Below are 17,656 nucleotides of genomic sequence, written 5' to 3' on the forward strand. Positions count from 1 at the left end.
TATATCATAAATAGAATTAAAGAACCTGTTGGTACTGCCGATAACACCAATATGGTGTTTGTAGGTAGTGGAAAAAATTATGGCTATTAACAATGTAAACAACAACGGCGTTCCTAAAGCGCCGTTAGATAATACTAAGATGTCTCAGCAGTTGCAGAACCAGACAGCTGCCCAGCAGGAAGCGGCTAAATCACAGGCTGGAGACAAGCCGGCACGGCAGGATTCTGTGTCGTTGACACAGTCTGCTCAACAATTAGCTCAAGTGCAGAAAAAAAGTGCTGAGGCCCCTGTAGATCAGGACAAAGTGGACAAATTGAAAAGAGCCATTGAAACGGGCGACTATCGCGTAGACCCGGAATCACTGGCACGAAAAATCTCTCGCCTTGAAGCGCAGGTTTTCGGGATAAAATCATAAGGTAGAAACTATGCAGTCATTACCATCGATGTTGGATTCACAAATTGCCCACCTGGAAAATTTGGCCATCCTTCTGGATAAAGAACTGCATTTAATCAGCTCCAGAAATGCCGAAGAATTAATGGCTTTGCTGACCGAAAAAGAGCGAGCCTTAGATAGCATTCAGTCAATTGACAGCGAGATTAAGCACCACTACCACGCTCAGCTGTCAGCAGAAGAGCGCCCCGACGATGTTCAGGAGCGTTTGGACAAAGCGCAAAAATCTCTGGAGCAGTGTCAGTATCTGACCCAAATCAACCAGAAAGCGGTTGAGCAGGGTCAGTTGCGATTAACCCACCTGCGAAACCTGATGCTTGAAGTTCGCGCTAAAGAATCGTTGACTTACGACAAGAAAGGCAAGCCCTCAGGTGGCAAGTTAGGCTCAGGAATTAGCGCCTGAGCACTATCAGCAATGTCGGTGATTTTAGTAGTACGTAACATTTTTGATGCGTTGCGGCTTCGCAGTCGATAAGTAAAGATCGTAAACCCTTTGCATATCCAGCGCCAGCTCAGTCACATAAGTATCTTCTCCCACCGGATAGGCTTTTACCACTTTAGCGCCACGAATAACCCCTTCCACCGAGCTTTTTAACTGACTATTTGTCACAACCATATTTGCCAGCGTCTGTTCACCGTCAATTTGCTGACCATACACCTGCTCGGTGAGCTCCCTGTACGCATCAAGCTTAGAGGCACGCATAGCCATCATAGTTCGCTGCGCATCTGTCTGACCCTGCTGGGATGTCACCGGCGCATACCCAACGGCAGTGAGCACCGGATAGTTCTCAGGTTCAATAACCTCCCACTCTACATGCTTGTTGAACATAGAGGTACAGCCTGTCAGGCTGAAGGACAGCGCCACCGCTGCGCAACTTATTAATGACTTCTTCATATATAACCTGTGGTAAATTAAGTGACGACAAAAATCCGACAACCTAATGAGAAAAGGTTTATTTTACCAGCAGGTAATAGCAAGTATCGTTCCTGATATGCATAGTAGAAGGCCGGCTACGTTAGTTTCTAAACTGGAATAGAAAATGCTAATGCCTGTATACCTCACCCAATTTAGCTAATAGCGACGGTTTTCAGACACTCTATGGAAAAGCTTTTTCAAATAACTGGCCCTTCATTTTTCGTAAAACGTTCATTTCTTCAGCACTGGCTATTAGGTGTGGTAATGGCCGCGCTGTTCTTACCGTGGCAGGTTTCTGCCGCCTGGTTTGAAGCACAGGGGCAGGCACTAGTCGTAAATGGTGATAAGGAACAGGCCCGACAAAAGGCAATCCGCGAAGCGTTGCGACAAGCGATGTTATTCTCTGGCGCCTCGGTACAAAGTGTTCAGACTCTGGCCAACGGACTTTTAAAAAATGAACAGCTGACTGTCACTGCAAATGCAGAAGTTAAGAACGTTGAGCTGATTGATGAAGTCTGGCGGGACGATTATGTAACTGTAGGCGTACGGGCAGATATTTTTCCTAAACCCTCCGCCTGTGAGGCCGCCGGTTTTTTAAAAACCATTGCTACCACTGAATTTATTATTGCTTCTCCAGCACAGGCGCAAGATGGGCAGATTCACGAACTTACTGCTGTAATTCCAAGAAAATTGCAGGCTGCGCTGGCCTCTCATACTGATGCTGCTGCTATTTCACAGATTGCAGACTATCCTATCGACTGGCGTCGACAGGACTTGCGCCGTCAGGCACCTGCCCTGGCCAGACAAAGTCGCACTCAGTATGTCATCGCAGGCACCATTACCGACTTGAGTCTGGTTCGCGAGCCAGCCCCTATATTTTCTTTCTGGAAAGGGGAACAGACGCAGCGCCATTTTGCCCTGAATATCGCGTTAATTGATGGCGTCCATGGCGGAACCTTAATGCAGCAAACCTATCAGACACAGGCGCCCTGGTCATTCGATCGTTTTGCAGATATCGACGCCACCGGCGCGCATTTCTGGCAATCCTCCTACGGTGAAACTGTCCTTCAGACGCTGCAGAACATCACACAGGATATGGCGGCGAAACTGGCTTGCCAGCCTGCTACTGGCCGGGTCTTGGAGGTTGCGGGAAATACGCTTGAAGTGTCCATTGGTCGTTCCCATGGTCTTCAGGTGGGCGACGAGTTATTTTTGTATCAGACTAAACAGGTACACAGCCCTTCCGGTGATACCTTCCTTCAGTACAATGTCTACCCCACCCGAGTGACGGTCAAAGCAGCTTATGCTGAATCAGCCACCGTAGAGGCCAAAGATGATGGTATTTTGATGAATATTCAGCCGAATGATTTTGTTGCAAAGCGTTAAGGGTTCAGTTTACTAACTGAAACGTTATAATGCCTGCTCGTCCCCATAGTTTAATGGATAAAACAAGGCCCTCCTAAGGCTTAGATGTTGGTTCGATTCCAGCTGGGGACGCCATTTCTGCATTCTTTACCCACCGCAGCTTTGCGTAGAAAAATCGCTTAACCTGGCTCACCAGTCGACTCCCACGTTAAGCGAATGGATTCCTGTCTTCCCAGTACCGCGTTGGACTTACTGCTGGCCTGCAGATTGTTATTATATTTTATTTCATATATATTACTTCGCGTTGTTAGCCAGCAATAATATTCTAATAAAGGATGGCTTTTCACAGGATGTGACAACTTGCTCTTGCACAGTAAATTCACGCTTATGTTGTCCTTTTTAGCTTTGCATGGCGTGCACATTACCCGCTTAACCCAGTAGGTTTAGCGCTAATCCACTGTAGTAAGAGATTACAATGAATAAAAAAACATTCCTCTGCCTATCGATTGCAACAACCTTGCTCACTGGCTGTGGTTCAACACCACCCACCCCAGAAGAAACAGCAATGATGAACAAAATGCAACAAGCACTTTTAGGCAAAGTGCAGGAACTTGGTGGCGCCCAGGCACTGCTTGGCCGAAATATGCCTCAGCAACAGCAAGCGCCCCAGCCCGCCCCTGAACCGGTTATATCTGAAGTTGAACTACTGGCCAAAAAACATGAGATTGATGCCACGGGAGGCCCCGCAGTTTTCTTCCGTAAGAAAGATGGTATTTCTATCAACGGTGAAATTTTCAATGACTACGAAGGTAGCGTTGCTAATTTTGGCGGTAATAAGCTTACCGGTGAATTTACCTACTCGATCAAAAACTTCGATGGTTCCTTCGGCCTGAAATATCATAAAGCCAATTCAGAGAAAGCACCAATGAAGATAGCCACCGTCTATAAACGGGGGGCGTCGTTTAAGGTTCGCACTGTAACCGGTCGTACGTTCACAGGTAGTACGGTCATTCCAACATCGGATGGCTTTATTGTTGGTCGCGCTGGTTCTGCATTTCGCTATGTGATTGGAAAAGAACGTGCTCCAGATATTAATTTACTGGACGGCTACCATATTGCGCAGTATCAAAATGGCGATGCCGCCTCTACAGGTTACATTTTGCTGGAAAAAGACGCGCGCCAGGAAAATGATAAAGTGGGCGGCCTGATGGATTCCTTTTCCGATCTGGGCAATACCCTTGGGCTGAATCAGGTTGATCACTATGTTCTGGTTAATTTGGATAAAGCCAGACCTGTGCCCCTGGACGTTAATGTCAAAGGCAAGAATATCGCCGAGTACTCAGGGTGTGAGCGACAGAATGACTATGTGAATAAGTGTTCTGACGTCGATTTTGAAGAGTCTTTATATACTAAACTGGGCTTGCCAAATTACAGCCACTATTATTGGTCGATCAGCTGGATAAATACACCGGATGGCCCGCTTGCTTTTTATCGTACCTCGACCAAAGTGAAGGTAGTAGATATCAACAACGAACGTGTACATACTCTGTTCTCAAGAATGTTGGGGGTAAACCAGTTTGTGCTTACAGAACATCCGAATGGAAAGGTTTCTATTAAGGCACAACTTGGGTTCAGTCATGAGGAAATTCCTGATGTTGCTGACTTTATTAAAAACAACAAGACCGATATAGAGCCCATCCAAAAACTGGGCGCTTAATGGCAGATAGCGTCTCGTTTAACGAGGCGCTTTACTGTTTCCTTTATTGCAATTTTCTTCTTCCACCCCATATCTACATTAGCTGACGGTACCGGGTCCAGAAGCCTGGCCGTATTTTACACAAGTACAAAGCTTCAAGATATTACACCCTTTGGCTGATACCATAAAAACCTAATGAACTGCCTCAAAACCTGACACGTAATTGGTTAAAGTCAGTCGTTAGGCAAGAGGTTAGTATGCAAAACCACGACGATGAAATCGATTCGTTTTTTAAAGAGATGGAAGGCGTCAGACCTATCAGCGCGGATGATAGGGTTCAATTGAATTCGCCCGAACAGCAAATCAGAGAAAAACGTGCCCGGGCCCGTCAGGTCACCACCCAGTCTGCCTCCTATAATCCGCTGAGCATGGAAGGGGTTAAGCCCGTCGCACCTGACGACTTTATCAGCTATCAGCAGCCAGGTATCCAGGATGGTGTATTTAAAAATCTCCGGCTGGGGAAATATGCGATTGAATATCGTCTTAACCTGAAAGGACTAACATTAAAAGAGTGTCGGAAGATTTTTTACAGTACTGTTGTGAGATGCCACAACAATGGCACTCGTGCAATGTTGATTCAGCATGGTAAGGGAGAAAACAGCACACCCTTCCCCGCGCTAAAAAAAAGCTATGTCAAACACTGGCTGGATGAGTTAGATGAGGTGATTGCTTATCACACCGCTGTGCGTCAACACGGCGGACTGGCAGCAACCTATGTGCTGCTCAAAAAACATCCGGAACAAAAGATTATCAACAGAGAGAAAAACAAAAAAGGATAGTTTCATCGTACGCCGGTGGCCCGGCGTACGACAGAAATGTTACTGGCCCGTCTTAACTTCGCAGGCACTGATAGCGCTATTACTGGCGTTTGCAGAGGAACTGAAAACTGCTGTAACAATCATGAAAATCACTGCAACAGCTACCCCTGTCAGGCCAAATCCTCGTGATGAACGATTCATAGTCGTCTCTTGTTATAACTGCGATCATCGTGAAACGATCGAATTAATGTAGATCCCTGTAGCTTTTCCGCCCCCCTGGCTGCTAATCACTTTAATAGACTGACTAAAAAATGACAAGGCGTCGATTCAAAATATTGACGCCTTACCACTAATTTTTGACGATTAACCGACAAAAACTCTCGCATTTCGGAAAATTCGCATCCAGGCACCATCTTCCTGCCAATCTTCTGGATACCAGGAGTTAGCCACTGTACGGAAAACACGTTCCGGATGCGGCATCATAATGGTACTTCTGCCATCAGCAGAAGTCAGGCCGGTTATTCCCTGTGGCGAGCCATTCGGGTTTGCCGGATACTGCTCTGTCATCTGGCCGTAGTTATCTACAAAACGCAATGCGACCTGATTAGCCTGCTGGAGCTGACCAATCGCGCTTTGCGTAGCAAATTCAGCACGTCCCTCGCCATGGGAACAGGCAATAGGCATCATTGAACCGGCCATACCCTGTAACAACACAGAGGGTGATTCCATTACTTCCACCATTGCAACCCGAGCTTCAAACCGCTCAGACTGGTTGCTGACAAAGTGGGGCCAATGCTCGGTGCCAGGGATCAGAGACTTCAGATTGGATAACATCTGACAACCATTGCACACCCCGAGACTGAATGTTTCCGGGCGGGCAAAAAATTGGCTAAATTCGGTTTTCGCCCGTTCGTTAAACAATACCGACTTGGCCCAGCCTTCGCCGGCACCTAATACATCGCCATAGGAAAAACCACCACATACAGCAAGACCGCTAAATCCGCTTAGACTGACGCGGCCCGCCAGAATATCACTCATGTGAACATCTATCGCCGCAAAGCCTGCACGGGTAAATGCTGCAGCCATCTCACTGTGTGAGTTGACGCCTTGTTCACGAAGAATGGCAACCTTGGGGCGAGCACCGGAAGCAATCAATGGTGCAGCAACGTCTTCGGTAGTTGCGTAAGTCAGATTGGCATGTAAACCCGGATCAGTAGTATCTTTTTTGGTTTCAAATTCCTGTTCAGCACAAGCAGGATTATCGCGCAATCGCTGCATGTGACGAGTTGTCTGCGCCCACTGTGTGCGTAAACTGACGCGGCTGTCATCAAATACTACACTATTGTTACGCCTGAAAGTCACGCGATCCCGGGTATTTAATGTGCCAATATCGTGACTGATATCAGTCAGCTTAAAATCAGTCAGAATGCCGCGGATTGTCTCCAGGTCACTCTCTTTAACCTGAATCACAGCGCCAAGCTCTTCACTAAATAATGCGGCCAGCGCATCTTCGCCTAACCCGTCCATCTCGATATCAACACCGGTTTTGCCGGCAAAGGCCATTTCTGCAACGGTGGTAAATAGCCCGCCATCGGCGCGATCGTGATAAGCCAGCAACAGATCCTGTTCAATCAGTGTCTGCACTGCGTTAAAGAATTGTTTAAGCTGTTGCGGGTCATCCACGTCAGCAGGGACATCACCTAACTGGCCATAAACCTGAGCCAGCGAAGACGCGCCCAGGCGATTCTGACCATTGCCCAGATCCAGCACCATGAGACGAGTAGCCCCTTTGTCGGTACGAAGCTGAGGTGTCAGCGTTTTACGGATATCTTTTACCGCGCCGAACGCTGAAATGACCAGCGATAATGGCGCAGTCACTGATTTGTCAGCGCCAGTTTCATCTTTCCATGCAGTCTTCATGGACATCGAGTCTTTACCTACCGGGATAGTTAACCCCAGCGCGGGACACAGCTCTTCGCCAACGGCTTTAACTGCTTCGTAGAGGCCGGCGTCTTCGCCCGGATGACCCGCTGCGGCCATCCAGTTTGCCGACAGCTTAATGCGCTGCAGATCGCCGATATTAGCAGCAGCGATATTTGTCAGCGCCTCGCCCACTGCAAGACGCGCCGATGCTCCGTGAGACAATAAGGCGGTGGGGGTTCGCTCTCCCATTGCCATCGCTTCACCATGATAAGTATCAAAGGCAGTGGCTGTTACTGCAACATCAGCAACCGGAACCTGCCAGGGTCCCACCATCTGGTCGCGATGAACCAGACCGGTAACCGAACGATCGCCGATCGTGATGAGGAACGTCTTTTCTGCTACTGCAGGCAACTGAAGTATTCTTGAGGCCGCCTCTGCCACACTGATATCAGCGGTGGTCAGTGATGTTCCGGTGACCTGACAGGTGGTAACATCGCGATGCATTTTAGGTGGTTTGCCCAGTAGTACATCCAGCGGCATATCGATGGGCTTATTATTAAAGCGTTCATCGTTTAGTGTTAAATGTTGTTCAGCTGTGGCTTCCCCGACTACCGCATAAGGTGCCCTTTCCCGTTTACAGATCGCATCGAAACGCTCAAGATCCGCCGGAGCAACTGACAATACATAACGCTCCTGCGACTCATTGCACCAAATTTCCAGCGGCGACATGCCGGGTTCGTCGGTTAACACCTTACGCAATTCAAAATTACCACCGCGGCCGGCATCGTTCACCAGTTCTGGCAGTGCATTTGACAGGCCACCTGCTCCCACATCATGTATAAACTGAATAGGATTATTGTCACCAAGTTGCCAGCAGGCATCGATAACTTCCTGACACCGACGTTCCATTTCCGGGTTGTCACGCTGTACAGAGGCAAAATCCAGATCCTCATTTGACTGCCCTGACGTCATGGATGAGGCAGCGCCCCCACCCAGACCAATATTCATGGCCGGTCCGCCCAGCACAATGAGTTTAGCGCCGACGGTGATTTCACCTTTTTCAATATGGTCATGACGGATATTACCCAAACCGCCAGCGAGCATAATGGGCTTATGATAGCCGCGCACTTCGGTGCCATTAAAGCTGTTAACCTGTTGCTCGTAGGTTCTGAAATAACCTAACAAGTTTGGTCGCCCAAACTCATTATTGAAGGCGGCGCCACCCAGCGGCGCATCCAGCATAATATCCAGTGCACTGACAATTCTCTGGGGCTTGCCGTAGTCATTCTCCCAGGGCTGAAGTGCCTCCGGAATGCGTAAGTTGGAGACGCTGAAGCCCACCAGACCTGCCTTGGGTTTGGAGCCTCGGCCGGTAGCTCCCTCATCACGGATTTCACCGCCAGAACCTGTTGCGGCGCCGGGAAACGGCGAAATGGCCGTTGGATGATTGTGGGTCTCCACCTTCATAAGTATATCTATCATCTCATGAGAAAACTCATATTGATGAGACTGCGGGTGCGGGAAGAAACGACCCGCTGACCAGCCCTGCATAACCGCCGCGTTATCTTTATAAGCCGAATGAACATGGTCCGGACACAACTCATAGGTGTTCTTGATCATCTTGAACAGCGACTTTTCCTGTTCCTGACCATCGATGGTCCAGCTGGCATTAAATATCTTATGCCGACAGTGCTCAGAATTGGCCTGCGCAAACATATACAGTTCAACATCACTGGGATTTCGCCCCAGTTTACTGAAACTATCAGCCAGATACTCAATTTCATCCTGTGCCAGTGCCAGGCCAAGACGTTGGTTGGCCTCATCAAGGGCCGACTTGCCTTTGCTTAACACATCAATAGACTCAAATGACTCGCCTTTAGTGTGACTAAACAATTCTCGTGCTGACTCTATGTCGTCATACACGAACTCTGTCATTCGATCATGCAATAGCGCTGCAATATTATCTCGGGCAGATACGCTCAACTCCCCCTCATGCTCAACAAAGTAAGCACAGCCTCGCTCAATACGCTCGATTTGCGCCAAACCGCAGTTGTGCGCTATATCAGTTGCTTTTGAGGACCAGGGAGAAATCGTGCCGGGACGGGGAGTGACAAAAAAAAGTGTACCGGTTGAGGAAGTGGAAGCGTTTTTTGGACCGTAAGTGAGAAGCTTGTCCAGAACCGCCTGTTCAGAATCACTCAGCGGGGTCCGGGTGCAAACCAGATGAATAAACTGGGCATGAACCTGGTTAATCGTAATGCCGGATTGACCCAGCCGTTCAATAAGTTTAGCTTGTCTAAATTCAGACAGTGCGGGAGCGCCTCGAAGGACCAACATATCGCTTTACCTGATAGTTTAATGATAGCGTGTACTGTGAACAGTGACTATCTTTTAGGTTGACGGGTTTCGGCGCGGATTATAGATGAATTCTGCCCGATTGATAACCTCATGGCCGAGAATCAGCAGGATTTTTTTAGACCGAAAAGTATGTACAAGCCCTTAAGCAAACGCCCTCGACTTTCGTTTATTGCCGCAACACTAGCTTGTGCACGGTTGATGATTATGCTGCTTACTGTACTGTTGTTAGTCAGTTGTCAGCCCGTATCGCCGCGCAGCGCATTACAAAATGTGCTGGATGATGGAGTGCTGAAAATTGGAACAATATTTGGCAGAACGACATTTTACTACGGTAATGAATCTCCTCGCGGTTTTGAATATGAACTGGCCCAGGGTTTTGCCAATTATCTTGGCGTTGAAGTGCAAATTTATCCTTTTTACTCCTATCAGGCTTTGATGAAGGAGCTTAAGCAGGGGCGTATTGATGTTGCCGCTGCCGGCGATGCGGTGCCGGATTCGGTCGAACAGCAGTATAAGCTGGGGCCGGTCTATCAGCAGGTTAGCCACAAACTGGTATTTTTACAGGGAAATCAGCGTCCCCGTAATATTGATGATCTCAAGGAGCCCCTGGTAGTCGTTAAAGGCAGTAGTAACGCCCATTTACTGCAGCAGCTAAACAGTTCTCACCCTACTCTGGACTGGAAAACCACAGACAATAAGGATACCTGGGAGTTGCTGGATGACGTAGCAAATGGCCGGCTGCCGTATACGCTGGTGGATACCAATACACTGTCATTACAACGACGCCAATATCCTCAGTTAAGTATCGGTTTTACGCTTAAACGACTGGTTCCTATCGCATGGCTGATGAATCAGCAGCAGGATGACTCACTCCGCGCTGCTGTTATTGAATATTTTGGTAGTATTCAGCAAACAGGCATTTTCAAAGCCCTCGAAGATAAGTATTTTGGTCATGTCAGGGATTTCAACTATGTGGATACCCGCGCTTTTATCGAGTCGGCAAAAGCCGTTTTGCCTGATTATGCACATTGGTTCCAACAATATGCTACTGATGTCGACTGGCGACTTCTGGCCGCGATGAGTTATCAGGAGAGTCACTGGGACCCGCAGGCGACTTCCTATACTGGGGTGCGAGGGCTGATGATGCTAACCCAGGATACCGCCAGACAGCTGAATATCGATTCTCGGACTGATGCGCAAAGTAGCATCAAAGGGGGCGCCAGGTACGTCAGTAATCTTTTATCCCGCATCCCGGCACGCATAAAATCACCGGACAGACTATGGATGGCTCTGGCCGCTTATAATATTGGTATGGGACACTTAGAGGATGCCAGAACGCTTACTCAGCGGCAGGGCGGAAACCCCGACTTATGGGTAGATGTTAAGCGTCGTTTGCCCCAGCTGGAACAAAAGCGTTATTACAAAACCACGCGCTATGGGTTTGCCCGCGGGCATGAGGCGCGTCAGTATGTAGAAAATATCCGCCGTTATTATGATACGCTTCTCTACCTTGATGAAAATACCGATTTTTTAAGCGCCCGCTCTGCACCGGCGACTTGAAAAACGGTCATATAAGCTTTATCTCAATATGCCAGAGTATAAATCCAGGCCATCATATTGTGATCCACGACTCTGCCTCAAGACAATATAAATCAGGAGAGTGAATGAAAAGAAACCGGACTATGAAAACCAGACGTACCCTTAAAAACAACAATCGCCGTCGCCTGATGTTCAAGCGCTCTCATCAAAAGATGCTTCAGCGTCGTCGACTATTTGTCACCAGCGATTTAATGGCTACTTTACAGCCTGTGTCGGGTCGCCAATCTTAGCGGCTGCTTTAGCTGCTTTAATCTGGCTTCGACGCCACGCGAAAAAAGCAGAAATGGTTTCTGCGCACTCTGCCTTCAAAATACCGCCGTTAATGACACACTTGTGATTAAGCTTTTCGCTTTGCAGTAACTGCATGACTGATCCGGCTGCGCCGGTTTTATAGTCGCTGGCACCAAATACCACACGCGCCAGGCGAGCATGAATAATGGCCCCTGCACACATCGGACAGGGTTCCAGTGTGACGTACAGCGACGCGTCTACTAATCGGTAATTTTGAATATTGCTGGCCGCCATTCTAATGGCATTCATTTCAGCATGGGCACTGGGATCGTGGTCCTGAATGGGAGAATTGAAGCCTTCGCCGAGAATACGCCCCTCTTTTACAATCACCGCTCCCACCGGCACCTCGTTAATCGCCTGCGCTTTCTCTGCCAATTTCAGCGCATAGCGCATCCATTTTTCATCTTCACTGACGCATGTTTCATCAGCTGGTGAATTTGACGAATTCATAGTTTATTTACTCATTTCTAAATTACAGAAAAATTTAACACACTGAAAATTATGTTTTTTTAAATTTAGGCCAGATATTTGCCTTAGATAGTATGTTAATCAAAATCTGACATCAATTAGCCAAATTACGAGCGAAAAAGCAGCATTTTTGATTAGAACTGTATACACTAAATGGATTGCCAGAGGGCAGGAGACATACTATGAACTTAACCGCCATTATCATCGTTGCCATTATTGCGACCACCATTATAAAACTCACCGGAGCCGGCGAGAAGTATTCCGGTAAAAAAGCTGACCTTAAAAAAGATCTTGAGGCTCATAAAGCAGAAATTGCTGCGTTAAAAGAGCGCGTTCAGACCCTCGAGGCCATTGTGACTGATGACGGTTATGATCTTAAGAAAAAATTCAAAGATTTAGACGACGACAGAGTTGCCTGATCCTCAGGTACCTTCCAGCAAGTATCGCTCTGCACGTTCCACTCGCCGGGGCTTGCCTGCAATAATCAAAACATCCCCCGCCTGCAGGCGGGTAGTGGCGTCAGGGTCGCTCACTTCGCGTCCATCCCGACGAAGCCCCCGGATGGATACGCGCTTTTGTAAAACGGTTAATTGAGAAATAGACTTGCCGAGACAGGCCGCATGTCCCGGCAAAGAAATAGCGTGGATAAATTCAAGTTTGTCTTCGGTACCATAGGAAATTTCGGTGGTTTCACCCGGGTAAAAGCCGTGCAAATGATCATACCTTCCTTTGCGCTCCTGAGTTACCCGTTTAAGGATTCGCGACATAGGTACGCCAGAATAGTGCAGTACCTGCGAAATAAGCATCAGACTGCCTTCCTGCAACTCAGGCACTACCTGAGAGGCACCTGCTGCGTAAAGTCCCTCTAACTCATAGTCACGCTTAGTACGTACCATAACCTGCAGCTCCGGCTGAAGCTGCCTGGCAGCATTAATGACACCAGCGGCAACATCTGGCCGGTCAAAACTAATCAACAGAAGTTTCGCGGTGGCCACCCCCGCCGACTGTAGAATATCTTTATGTGAGGCATCGCCAAATATTACCGGCTCGCCTGCACTTCTGCTCTCATGCACACGAATAGGGTCTACATCCACCACGACAAATTCCAGGCCCTCCATTTTAAGCATTCGTGCCACGGACTGCCCTACTCTGCCAAACCCGGCGATGACCACATGTCCGGCCTGGGGCTGGGAGGCCACACAGGGGGTATCTGCTACCTGATTTAGCTGACGGGCAGGCGCGATTTTAGAGGCAAAATACCAGCTTCTGGAGACCAGAAACGGTGTGACAGCCATACTGATGATACCCATACTCACCAGAACTGACGACTGTTCCTGTGTAATCACATTATGGCGCGCCGCCAGTGCTGCAATAACAAAACTAAACTCACCAATCTGACACAACTTGATACCAGCTGACCAGGCCTGTTGAGATTCACACCGTGCCAGCCAGGCTGCGGCCCGCACCATTATCACCTTAATAATCATGATGCCCGTGACGCCGCCAATCACCAGTGATAAATGATCCAGCATCACAGAAAGGTCCAGTTGCATGCCCACGGTAATAAAAAATAATCCCATCAGGATATCTCTGAATGGCCGAATGTCAGCCTCCAGCTGATATTTATACTGACTTTCACCCAGCATCATACCGGCCAGAAAAGCCCCTAATGCCATCGAAAGGCCAAATACGTAGGTCAACCCGGCGGCTAAAAGGACCACTAAAATGGTGGTCAGTACAAATAACTCATCGGTGCGGGTTCTGGCTACCTCACGAAATAGCCAGGGAAGTAACCACTTACCTATGGATAGCAGTAAGGCAACTACCACCACGCCTTTGACAAGGGCCAGCCCCAAAGCAACACTGAGGTTGGCATCCGAGTCGCTTCCCATAAGCGGCACCGCAATAAGCAACGGCACCACGGCGATGTCCTGAAATAACAGAATGCTAATAGCGAGCTGGCTACGTTGTTGATTGATTATGCCTAATTCAGTAATTTGTTTAATTACAATTGCCGTGGAACTTAACGCCAGCATGCCACCAATTATGATGGCTGCGGGCAGCTCAGCAGAATAGATGAAGGCTATAGCAGAAAAGCAGGCTGAGGTAAGCAGAACCTGACCCAGGCCAACCCCAAAGACAAGATTCCGCATGGCGAGAAGTCGGGGCAAAGAGAACTCTAGCCCAAGGGAAAAAAGTAAAAAAACAATGCCTATTTCTGCCAGCAGATGCATATCATCAGCATTGGTAAATAATGCTGTTACAGAAGGCCCAACAATAATTCCAACCACCAGGTATGCCAGTATTGCCGGCAAGCGGATACGTCGGAAGGTAGCTACAAGGGCTACTGCAAGGGTCATCAAGATCACGATGTCGGCAAACCCATTTTCCAACAAAATTCCTCCTCCCTGTCACTAACTACGGGCATGCATATTGCTTACCCAAATTATGATCTAGTACTAAATACGTAAACGACAACATTTTGACGATACGTTTTTAATAACGCCGTGAAGTGGCAAAGGTTTTAAGGCAACCCCATGGACTTTCTCGATACCGGTTACGACAGCCCGACAGAAACAAATTACTTGCTAACCGCACCCACAGTGTCAATGACCAGTGGTCAGTTACAGACGTTTGTACACAAAATACTTTCGACGCTTGATCCCGGCAGCCTTTGTTCTGTGTATTTTCATCAGCTTTGTCTGCATTTACCAGCGCGCGGCTTGTGTCTCAAAACTATCGACCCAACCTTAGTTATTGGCGCCGACCATCCGAATATTCATAGGCCGACCAAAATTGACTTAAACATTGGCAAAAGTTCTGCTGAGCATGCCGATGACATATGCTCTTACTACTTTACACGAACTTTAACCCGAGGCGAACGCAATCTGCTTGGGCAATTACATTTCATTTTTGCACAGCAACTCAAACAAGCACTGACGTTTAAGCAACTAAAGCAAATGGCCACCAAAGATTCCCTCACTGGCCTGGGCAATCGCAATGGCTTTAATGAAAGTAGCCTGCGTTTGATCAGTCGAGCGGCGCGGTATGGCGAATCTTTTGCACTGTTGGTCATTGATTTGGATAATTTTAAGCAGGTCAATGATACCTATGGTCATAACGAAGGAGATTCTGTACTGGAGCGCGTCGCTTCCATTATCCGAAGCACTCTGCGCTGTGAAGATGAAGCTTTTCGCTTCGGTGGGGATGAGTTCTGCTGTTTGCTGGATTGTGCAAATGAACAGTGCATTAACGGTATAGCCAGACGTATCCATGATCAAATTAACAAAGACGAACTGCTTGTTAAACGTCATGTTTCCTGCAGTATCGGGGGCGCAGCCTATCAATCAGGCGATGATATTAACAGTTTATTTGATCGTGCAGACGGTGCGCTTTATGCGGTCAAAGCAAATGGCAAAAATGCGTTTGCTGCAGCATAATTGCGTAACGCAAAGCGGCATAACTTTGCCGCTTTGTTACTTTTCTATAATAACCTGAAACCCAGCAGGCGCATCAGTAAAGTAAATCACATCACGGGGGCGCACGATAGCCACTGGTTTGCCGTCAATAAAAACCACTGGAAGGTGCGATCTCTGCCACGCGGGTATTCCCCATTGTTTCATCCACGCTTTAAGGGGCTTGGAGACACCATTTATATTTTCCCGGCATCGTACAGACGGCATATTCGCCTGAACCCGGGCATCCTGGTTTAGCTGGAATGGCGGTGTGGCAGACCAATCAAAGTCGCAGCGCTCCAGGGCTTTTACCTGAATCACTTCCCTGGGGGGAGAGGAAAGTACTCTGGCCAGCCAAAATCTGCCTTGAGCGCGTCGTACCTGCCATCCCTGTAGTAATAATATCGGTTGCGCATCATCACGAGCTTCGGTTAGTGCCAATAGTTGCTCTGTCTGTTTATAACTGGGGAGTGCCAATCCGGCACTTTCAAGCCAGCGCCGGACAATCTGCTGTTGCCAGGCGTGACTGAAAGATTGCAAACCGACTATATCAAGCGCGCCTTCATCCACCATTCCGGCGAGCTTCTCATCCACAGCTTCTTCTAATAAGGCCTGTTGCTGTGCACAAAGTCGTGCGCTGCGTGATACTGTCTTGGCCAGCACTGGCCAGCGGGCAGTGAGGGCGGGAATAATACTGTTGCGCAAAAAGTTGCGGTCAAACTGATTATCCTGATTTGACTCATCTTCAATCCATTTCAGCCTCTGATAATGTGCCTCAGACTCAATATCCTGGCGAGAAACCGATAATAACGGCCGACAAATCAATATATCCTCTCGCCAGGTTAATGCTGGCATACCGGCCAGCCCTTTCGGGCCGGCGCCGCGTTTTGCCTGTAATAAAAAGGTCTCGAGCTGATCGTCCTGATGTTGTCCTAATAGTAAGATGCCCTGATGATGATGACAGTATTCTATGAGTTTTTGGTATCTGAGCTCTCTGGCCTGGGCTTCAAGACTGGTGCGGGGACTATTGTCGATGGACACGGGGATAGCCGTAAATGGTATGTCCAGCGAGCGGCATACCTCGTGACAGTGGTTCTGCCACTTATCGGCATTTACACTTAGCCCATGATTGATATAAACCGCGTGCACAGGCAGCGTCGGCTTGTCGGCCAGCAGTGCGTGAAGTAATACCGTTGAGTCGACACCGCCGCTAAAACCGACCACAAAACAAGAAGCCCGGCGTTCCGGGCTTTGTAGTAACAAGTCAGACAGTGATGCCTGAATCTGATGATATAGCGATGGAATGGACACAGGTGGTCAGAACCACTTAATCAGCAATATCCGAAAGACATAAGTCGATCATAGCGTTCGCTCATTAATGCCTCAGTATCCAGCGACTGCAGCTGACTTAGTTGTTGTTTCAACGTTGCCTTAAGATTTGCGCCCATTGCATCAAAGTCACGATGCGCGCCACCTAAGGGTTCGTCGATAATGCTGTTGATAAGACCAAGATCTTTAATTTGCTTAGCACTCACTCCCATGGCTTCGGCCGCCTGCGGCGCTTTTTCAGCACTTTTCCAGAGAATTGACGCACATCCTTCCGGGGAGATCACCGAATACGTAGCGTATTGCAGCATATTGACTCTGTCGCCCACGCCGATAGCCAACGCCCCGCCAGAGCCCCCTTCGCCAATTACTGTGCAAATAATAGGTACCCGAAGCTCTGCCATTTCCATCAGATTACGGGCAATGGCTTCACTTTGACCACGTTCCTCTGCACCCACACCAGGATAGGCCCCGGGCGTATCAATTAACGTGATAACCGGCAGGTTAAATCGCTCAGCCATTTTCATCAGGCGTAACGCCTTACGATAGCCTTCGGGTTTAGGCATACCAAAATTACGTTTAACTTTCTCGTGGGTATCCCGACCTTTTTGATGTCCAATCAGCATGACAGGCTGATCATCGAGCATCGCCAGACCACCGATTATCGCTTTATCATCAGCAAAAGCCCGATCACCAGCGAGTTCGTCAAAGTCCGTAAACACCCGTCCGACATAATCCTTCGTGTAAGGACGCATAGGATGTCGTGATAACTGAGAAACCTGCCAGGCTCCCAGATCTGAGAAAATTTTCTTCGTCAGTTCGGCACTTTTGGCGCGCAGACGAGTTATTTCTTCTTCAATACTGACGTCGAATTCACCGCCCTGATTGACCAACCGCAGCTCTTCAATTTTTGCTTCTAGTTCGGCTATGGGTTGTTCGAATTCCAAAAACTGTATATTCATTCTGTGTCCTATTGTTACTGCCACTCAC

Annotated in this window: 15 protein-coding genes and 1 tRNA gene; 9 read left to right on the top strand and 7 right to left on the bottom strand. The window is 48.3% G+C overall.

The genetic code is table 11. The features are described 5' to 3' along the window. Window positions 1–79: 79 nt before the first annotated feature. Together flgM and flgN are read left to right on the top strand one after the other, a co-directional pair. Complete coding sequence (gene flgM, locus F458_RS0110920) at window positions 80–415, top strand: flagellar biosynthesis anti-sigma factor FlgM (protein WP_018983461.1); 336 nt, start codon at window positions 80–82, stop codon at window positions 413–415. Window positions 416–425: 10 nt separating this feature from the next. Next, the gene (gene flgN, locus F458_RS0110925) at window positions 426–854 is read left to right on the top strand and encodes a flagellar export chaperone FlgN (protein ID WP_018983462.1); all 429 of its coding nucleotides are present in this window, start codon (window positions 426–428) and stop codon (window positions 852–854) included. Window positions 855–878: 24 nt separating this feature from the next. Here flgN and F458_RS0110930 read toward each other — a convergent pair whose 3' ends face one another. Continuing rightward, complete coding sequence (locus F458_RS0110930; RefSeq protein WP_018983463.1) at window positions 879–1,346, bottom strand: LPP20 family lipoprotein; 468 nt, start codon at window positions 1,344–1,346, stop codon at window positions 879–881. Window positions 1,347–1,550: 204 nt separating this feature from the next. Here F458_RS0110930 and F458_RS0110935 point away from each other — a divergent pair, with 204 nt between their 5' ends. The 4 genes from F458_RS0110935 to smrA all read left to right on the top strand — a co-directional run bounded on the left by F458_RS0110935 (window position 1,551) and on the right by smrA (window position 5,267). Then, complete coding sequence (locus F458_RS0110935) at window positions 1,551–2,753, top strand: flagellar assembly protein T N-terminal domain-containing protein (protein WP_018983464.1); 1,203 nt, start codon at window positions 1,551–1,553, stop codon at window positions 2,751–2,753. Window positions 2,754–2,792: 39 nt separating this feature from the next. Continuing rightward, a tRNA-Arg gene (locus F458_RS0110940) sits at window positions 2,793–2,867 on the top strand. Between the two features lie 340 nt (window positions 2,868–3,207). After that, on the top strand, window positions 3,208–4,449 hold the full coding sequence (locus F458_RS0110945; RefSeq protein ID WP_026294627.1) for a hypothetical protein: 1,242 nt from the start codon (window positions 3,208–3,210) through the stop codon (window positions 4,447–4,449). 236 nt (window positions 4,450–4,685) lie between these two features. Further along, a complete protein-coding gene (smrA, locus tag F458_RS0110950) occupies window positions 4,686–5,267 on the top strand; it encodes a DNA endonuclease SmrA (RefSeq protein ID WP_018983466.1) in 582 nt (193 codons plus the stop codon). Window positions 5,268–5,306: 39 nt separating this feature from the next. Here smrA and F458_RS20870 read toward each other — a convergent pair whose 3' ends face one another. Beyond that, complete coding sequence (locus F458_RS20870; protein WP_018983467.1) at window positions 5,307–5,447, bottom strand: hypothetical protein; 141 nt, start codon at window positions 5,445–5,447, stop codon at window positions 5,307–5,309. 162 nt (window positions 5,448–5,609) lie between these two features. After that, complete coding sequence (gene purL, locus F458_RS0110955) at window positions 5,610–9,506, bottom strand: phosphoribosylformylglycinamidine synthase (RefSeq protein ID WP_018983468.1); 3,897 nt, start codon at window positions 9,504–9,506, stop codon at window positions 5,610–5,612. Window positions 9,507–9,656: 150 nt separating this feature from the next. Between purL and mltF the strand changes: the two genes are divergently transcribed. Beyond that, window positions 9,657–11,087, top strand: coding sequence for a membrane-bound lytic murein transglycosylase MltF (mltF, locus tag F458_RS0110960; protein WP_156824225.1), 1,431 nt, complete (start codon window positions 9,657–9,659; stop codon window positions 11,085–11,087). A 234-nt stretch (window positions 11,088–11,321) separates the two neighbouring features. Here mltF and tadA read toward each other — a convergent pair whose 3' ends face one another. Further along, entirely contained in the window at window positions 11,322–11,867 is a 546-nt protein-coding gene (gene tadA / locus F458_RS19405) for a tRNA adenosine(34) deaminase TadA (protein WP_018983470.1), read from the bottom strand. A gap of 200 nt (window positions 11,868–12,067) precedes the next feature. Here tadA and F458_RS0110970 point away from each other — a divergent pair, with 200 nt between their 5' ends. Next, entirely contained in the window at window positions 12,068–12,304 is a 237-nt protein-coding gene (locus tag F458_RS0110970; RefSeq protein WP_018983471.1) for a hypothetical protein, read from the top strand. Window positions 12,305–12,307: 3 nt separating this feature from the next. On the opposite strand, the gene F458_RS0110975 is transcribed toward F458_RS0110970, so the two are convergent. Further along, on the bottom strand, window positions 12,308–14,278 hold the full coding sequence (locus tag F458_RS0110975) for a monovalent cation:proton antiporter family protein (protein WP_018983472.1): 1,971 nt from the start codon (window positions 14,276–14,278) through the stop codon (window positions 12,308–12,310). A gap of 144 nt (window positions 14,279–14,422) precedes the next feature. Here F458_RS0110975 and F458_RS0110980 point away from each other — a divergent pair, with 144 nt between their 5' ends. Then, complete coding sequence (locus tag F458_RS0110980) at window positions 14,423–15,325, top strand: GGDEF domain-containing protein (RefSeq protein ID WP_018983473.1); 903 nt, start codon at window positions 14,423–14,425, stop codon at window positions 15,323–15,325. 36 nt (window positions 15,326–15,361) lie between these two features. On the opposite strand, the gene tilS is transcribed toward F458_RS0110980, so the two are convergent. Together tilS and accA are read right to left on the bottom strand one after the other, a co-directional pair. Continuing rightward, window positions 15,362–16,651: a tRNA lysidine(34) synthetase TilS gene (gene tilS / locus F458_RS19410; RefSeq protein WP_083928622.1), complete on the bottom strand. Its 1,290-nt coding sequence runs from the start codon at window positions 16,649–16,651 to the stop codon at window positions 15,362–15,364. 20 nt (window positions 16,652–16,671) lie between these two features. Next, window positions 16,672–17,628, bottom strand: coding sequence for an acetyl-CoA carboxylase carboxyl transferase subunit alpha (gene accA / locus F458_RS0110990; RefSeq protein WP_018983475.1), 957 nt, complete (start codon window positions 17,626–17,628; stop codon window positions 16,672–16,674). Window positions 17,629–17,656 lie beyond the last annotated feature (28 nt).

The sequence above is a fragment of the Salinimonas chungwhensis DSM 16280 genome (assembly GCF_000378185.1).
Lineage (GTDB): Bacteria > Pseudomonadota > Gammaproteobacteria > Enterobacterales > Alteromonadaceae > Alteromonas > Alteromonas chungwhensis.

Excerpts from the sequence above, each read along its gene's own strand:
- F458_RS0110930 (WP_018983463.1), bottom strand. The coding sequence starts at position 1,346 with ATGAAGAAGTCATTAATAAGTTGCGCAGCGGTGGCGCTGTCCTTCAGC.
- mltF (WP_156824225.1), top strand. The coding sequence starts at position 9,657 with ATGTACAAGCCCTTAAGCAAACGCCCTCGACTTTCGTTTATTGCCGCA.
- F458_RS0110945 (WP_026294627.1), top strand. The coding sequence starts at position 3,208 with ATGAATAAAAAAACATTCCTCTGCCTATCGATTGCAACAACCTTGCTC.
- F458_RS0110970 (WP_018983471.1), top strand. The coding sequence starts at position 12,068 with ATGAACTTAACCGCCATTATCATCGTTGCCATTATTGCGACCACCATT.
- tadA (WP_018983470.1), bottom strand. The coding sequence starts at position 11,867 with ATGAATTCGTCAAATTCACCAGCTGATGAAACATGCGTCAGTGAAGAT.
- smrA (WP_018983466.1), top strand. The coding sequence starts at position 4,686 with ATGCAAAACCACGACGATGAAATCGATTCGTTTTTTAAAGAGATGGAA.
- flgN (WP_018983462.1), top strand. The coding sequence starts at position 426 with ATGCAGTCATTACCATCGATGTTGGATTCACAAATTGCCCACCTGGAA.
- F458_RS0110935 (WP_018983464.1), top strand. The coding sequence starts at position 1,551 with ATGGAAAAGCTTTTTCAAATAACTGGCCCTTCATTTTTCGTAAAACGT.
- flgM (WP_018983461.1), top strand. The coding sequence starts at position 80 with ATGGCTATTAACAATGTAAACAACAACGGCGTTCCTAAAGCGCCGTTA.
- purL (WP_018983468.1), bottom strand. The coding sequence starts at position 9,506 with ATGTTGGTCCTTCGAGGCGCTCCCGCACTGTCTGAATTTAGACAAGCT.
- accA (WP_018983475.1), bottom strand. The coding sequence starts at position 17,628 with ATGAATATACAGTTTTTGGAATTCGAACAACCCATAGCCGAACTAGAA.
- F458_RS20870 (WP_018983467.1), bottom strand. The coding sequence starts at position 5,447 with ATGAATCGTTCATCACGAGGATTTGGCCTGACAGGGGTAGCTGTTGCA.
- F458_RS0110980 (WP_018983473.1), top strand. The coding sequence starts at position 14,423 with ATGGACTTTCTCGATACCGGTTACGACAGCCCGACAGAAACAAATTAC.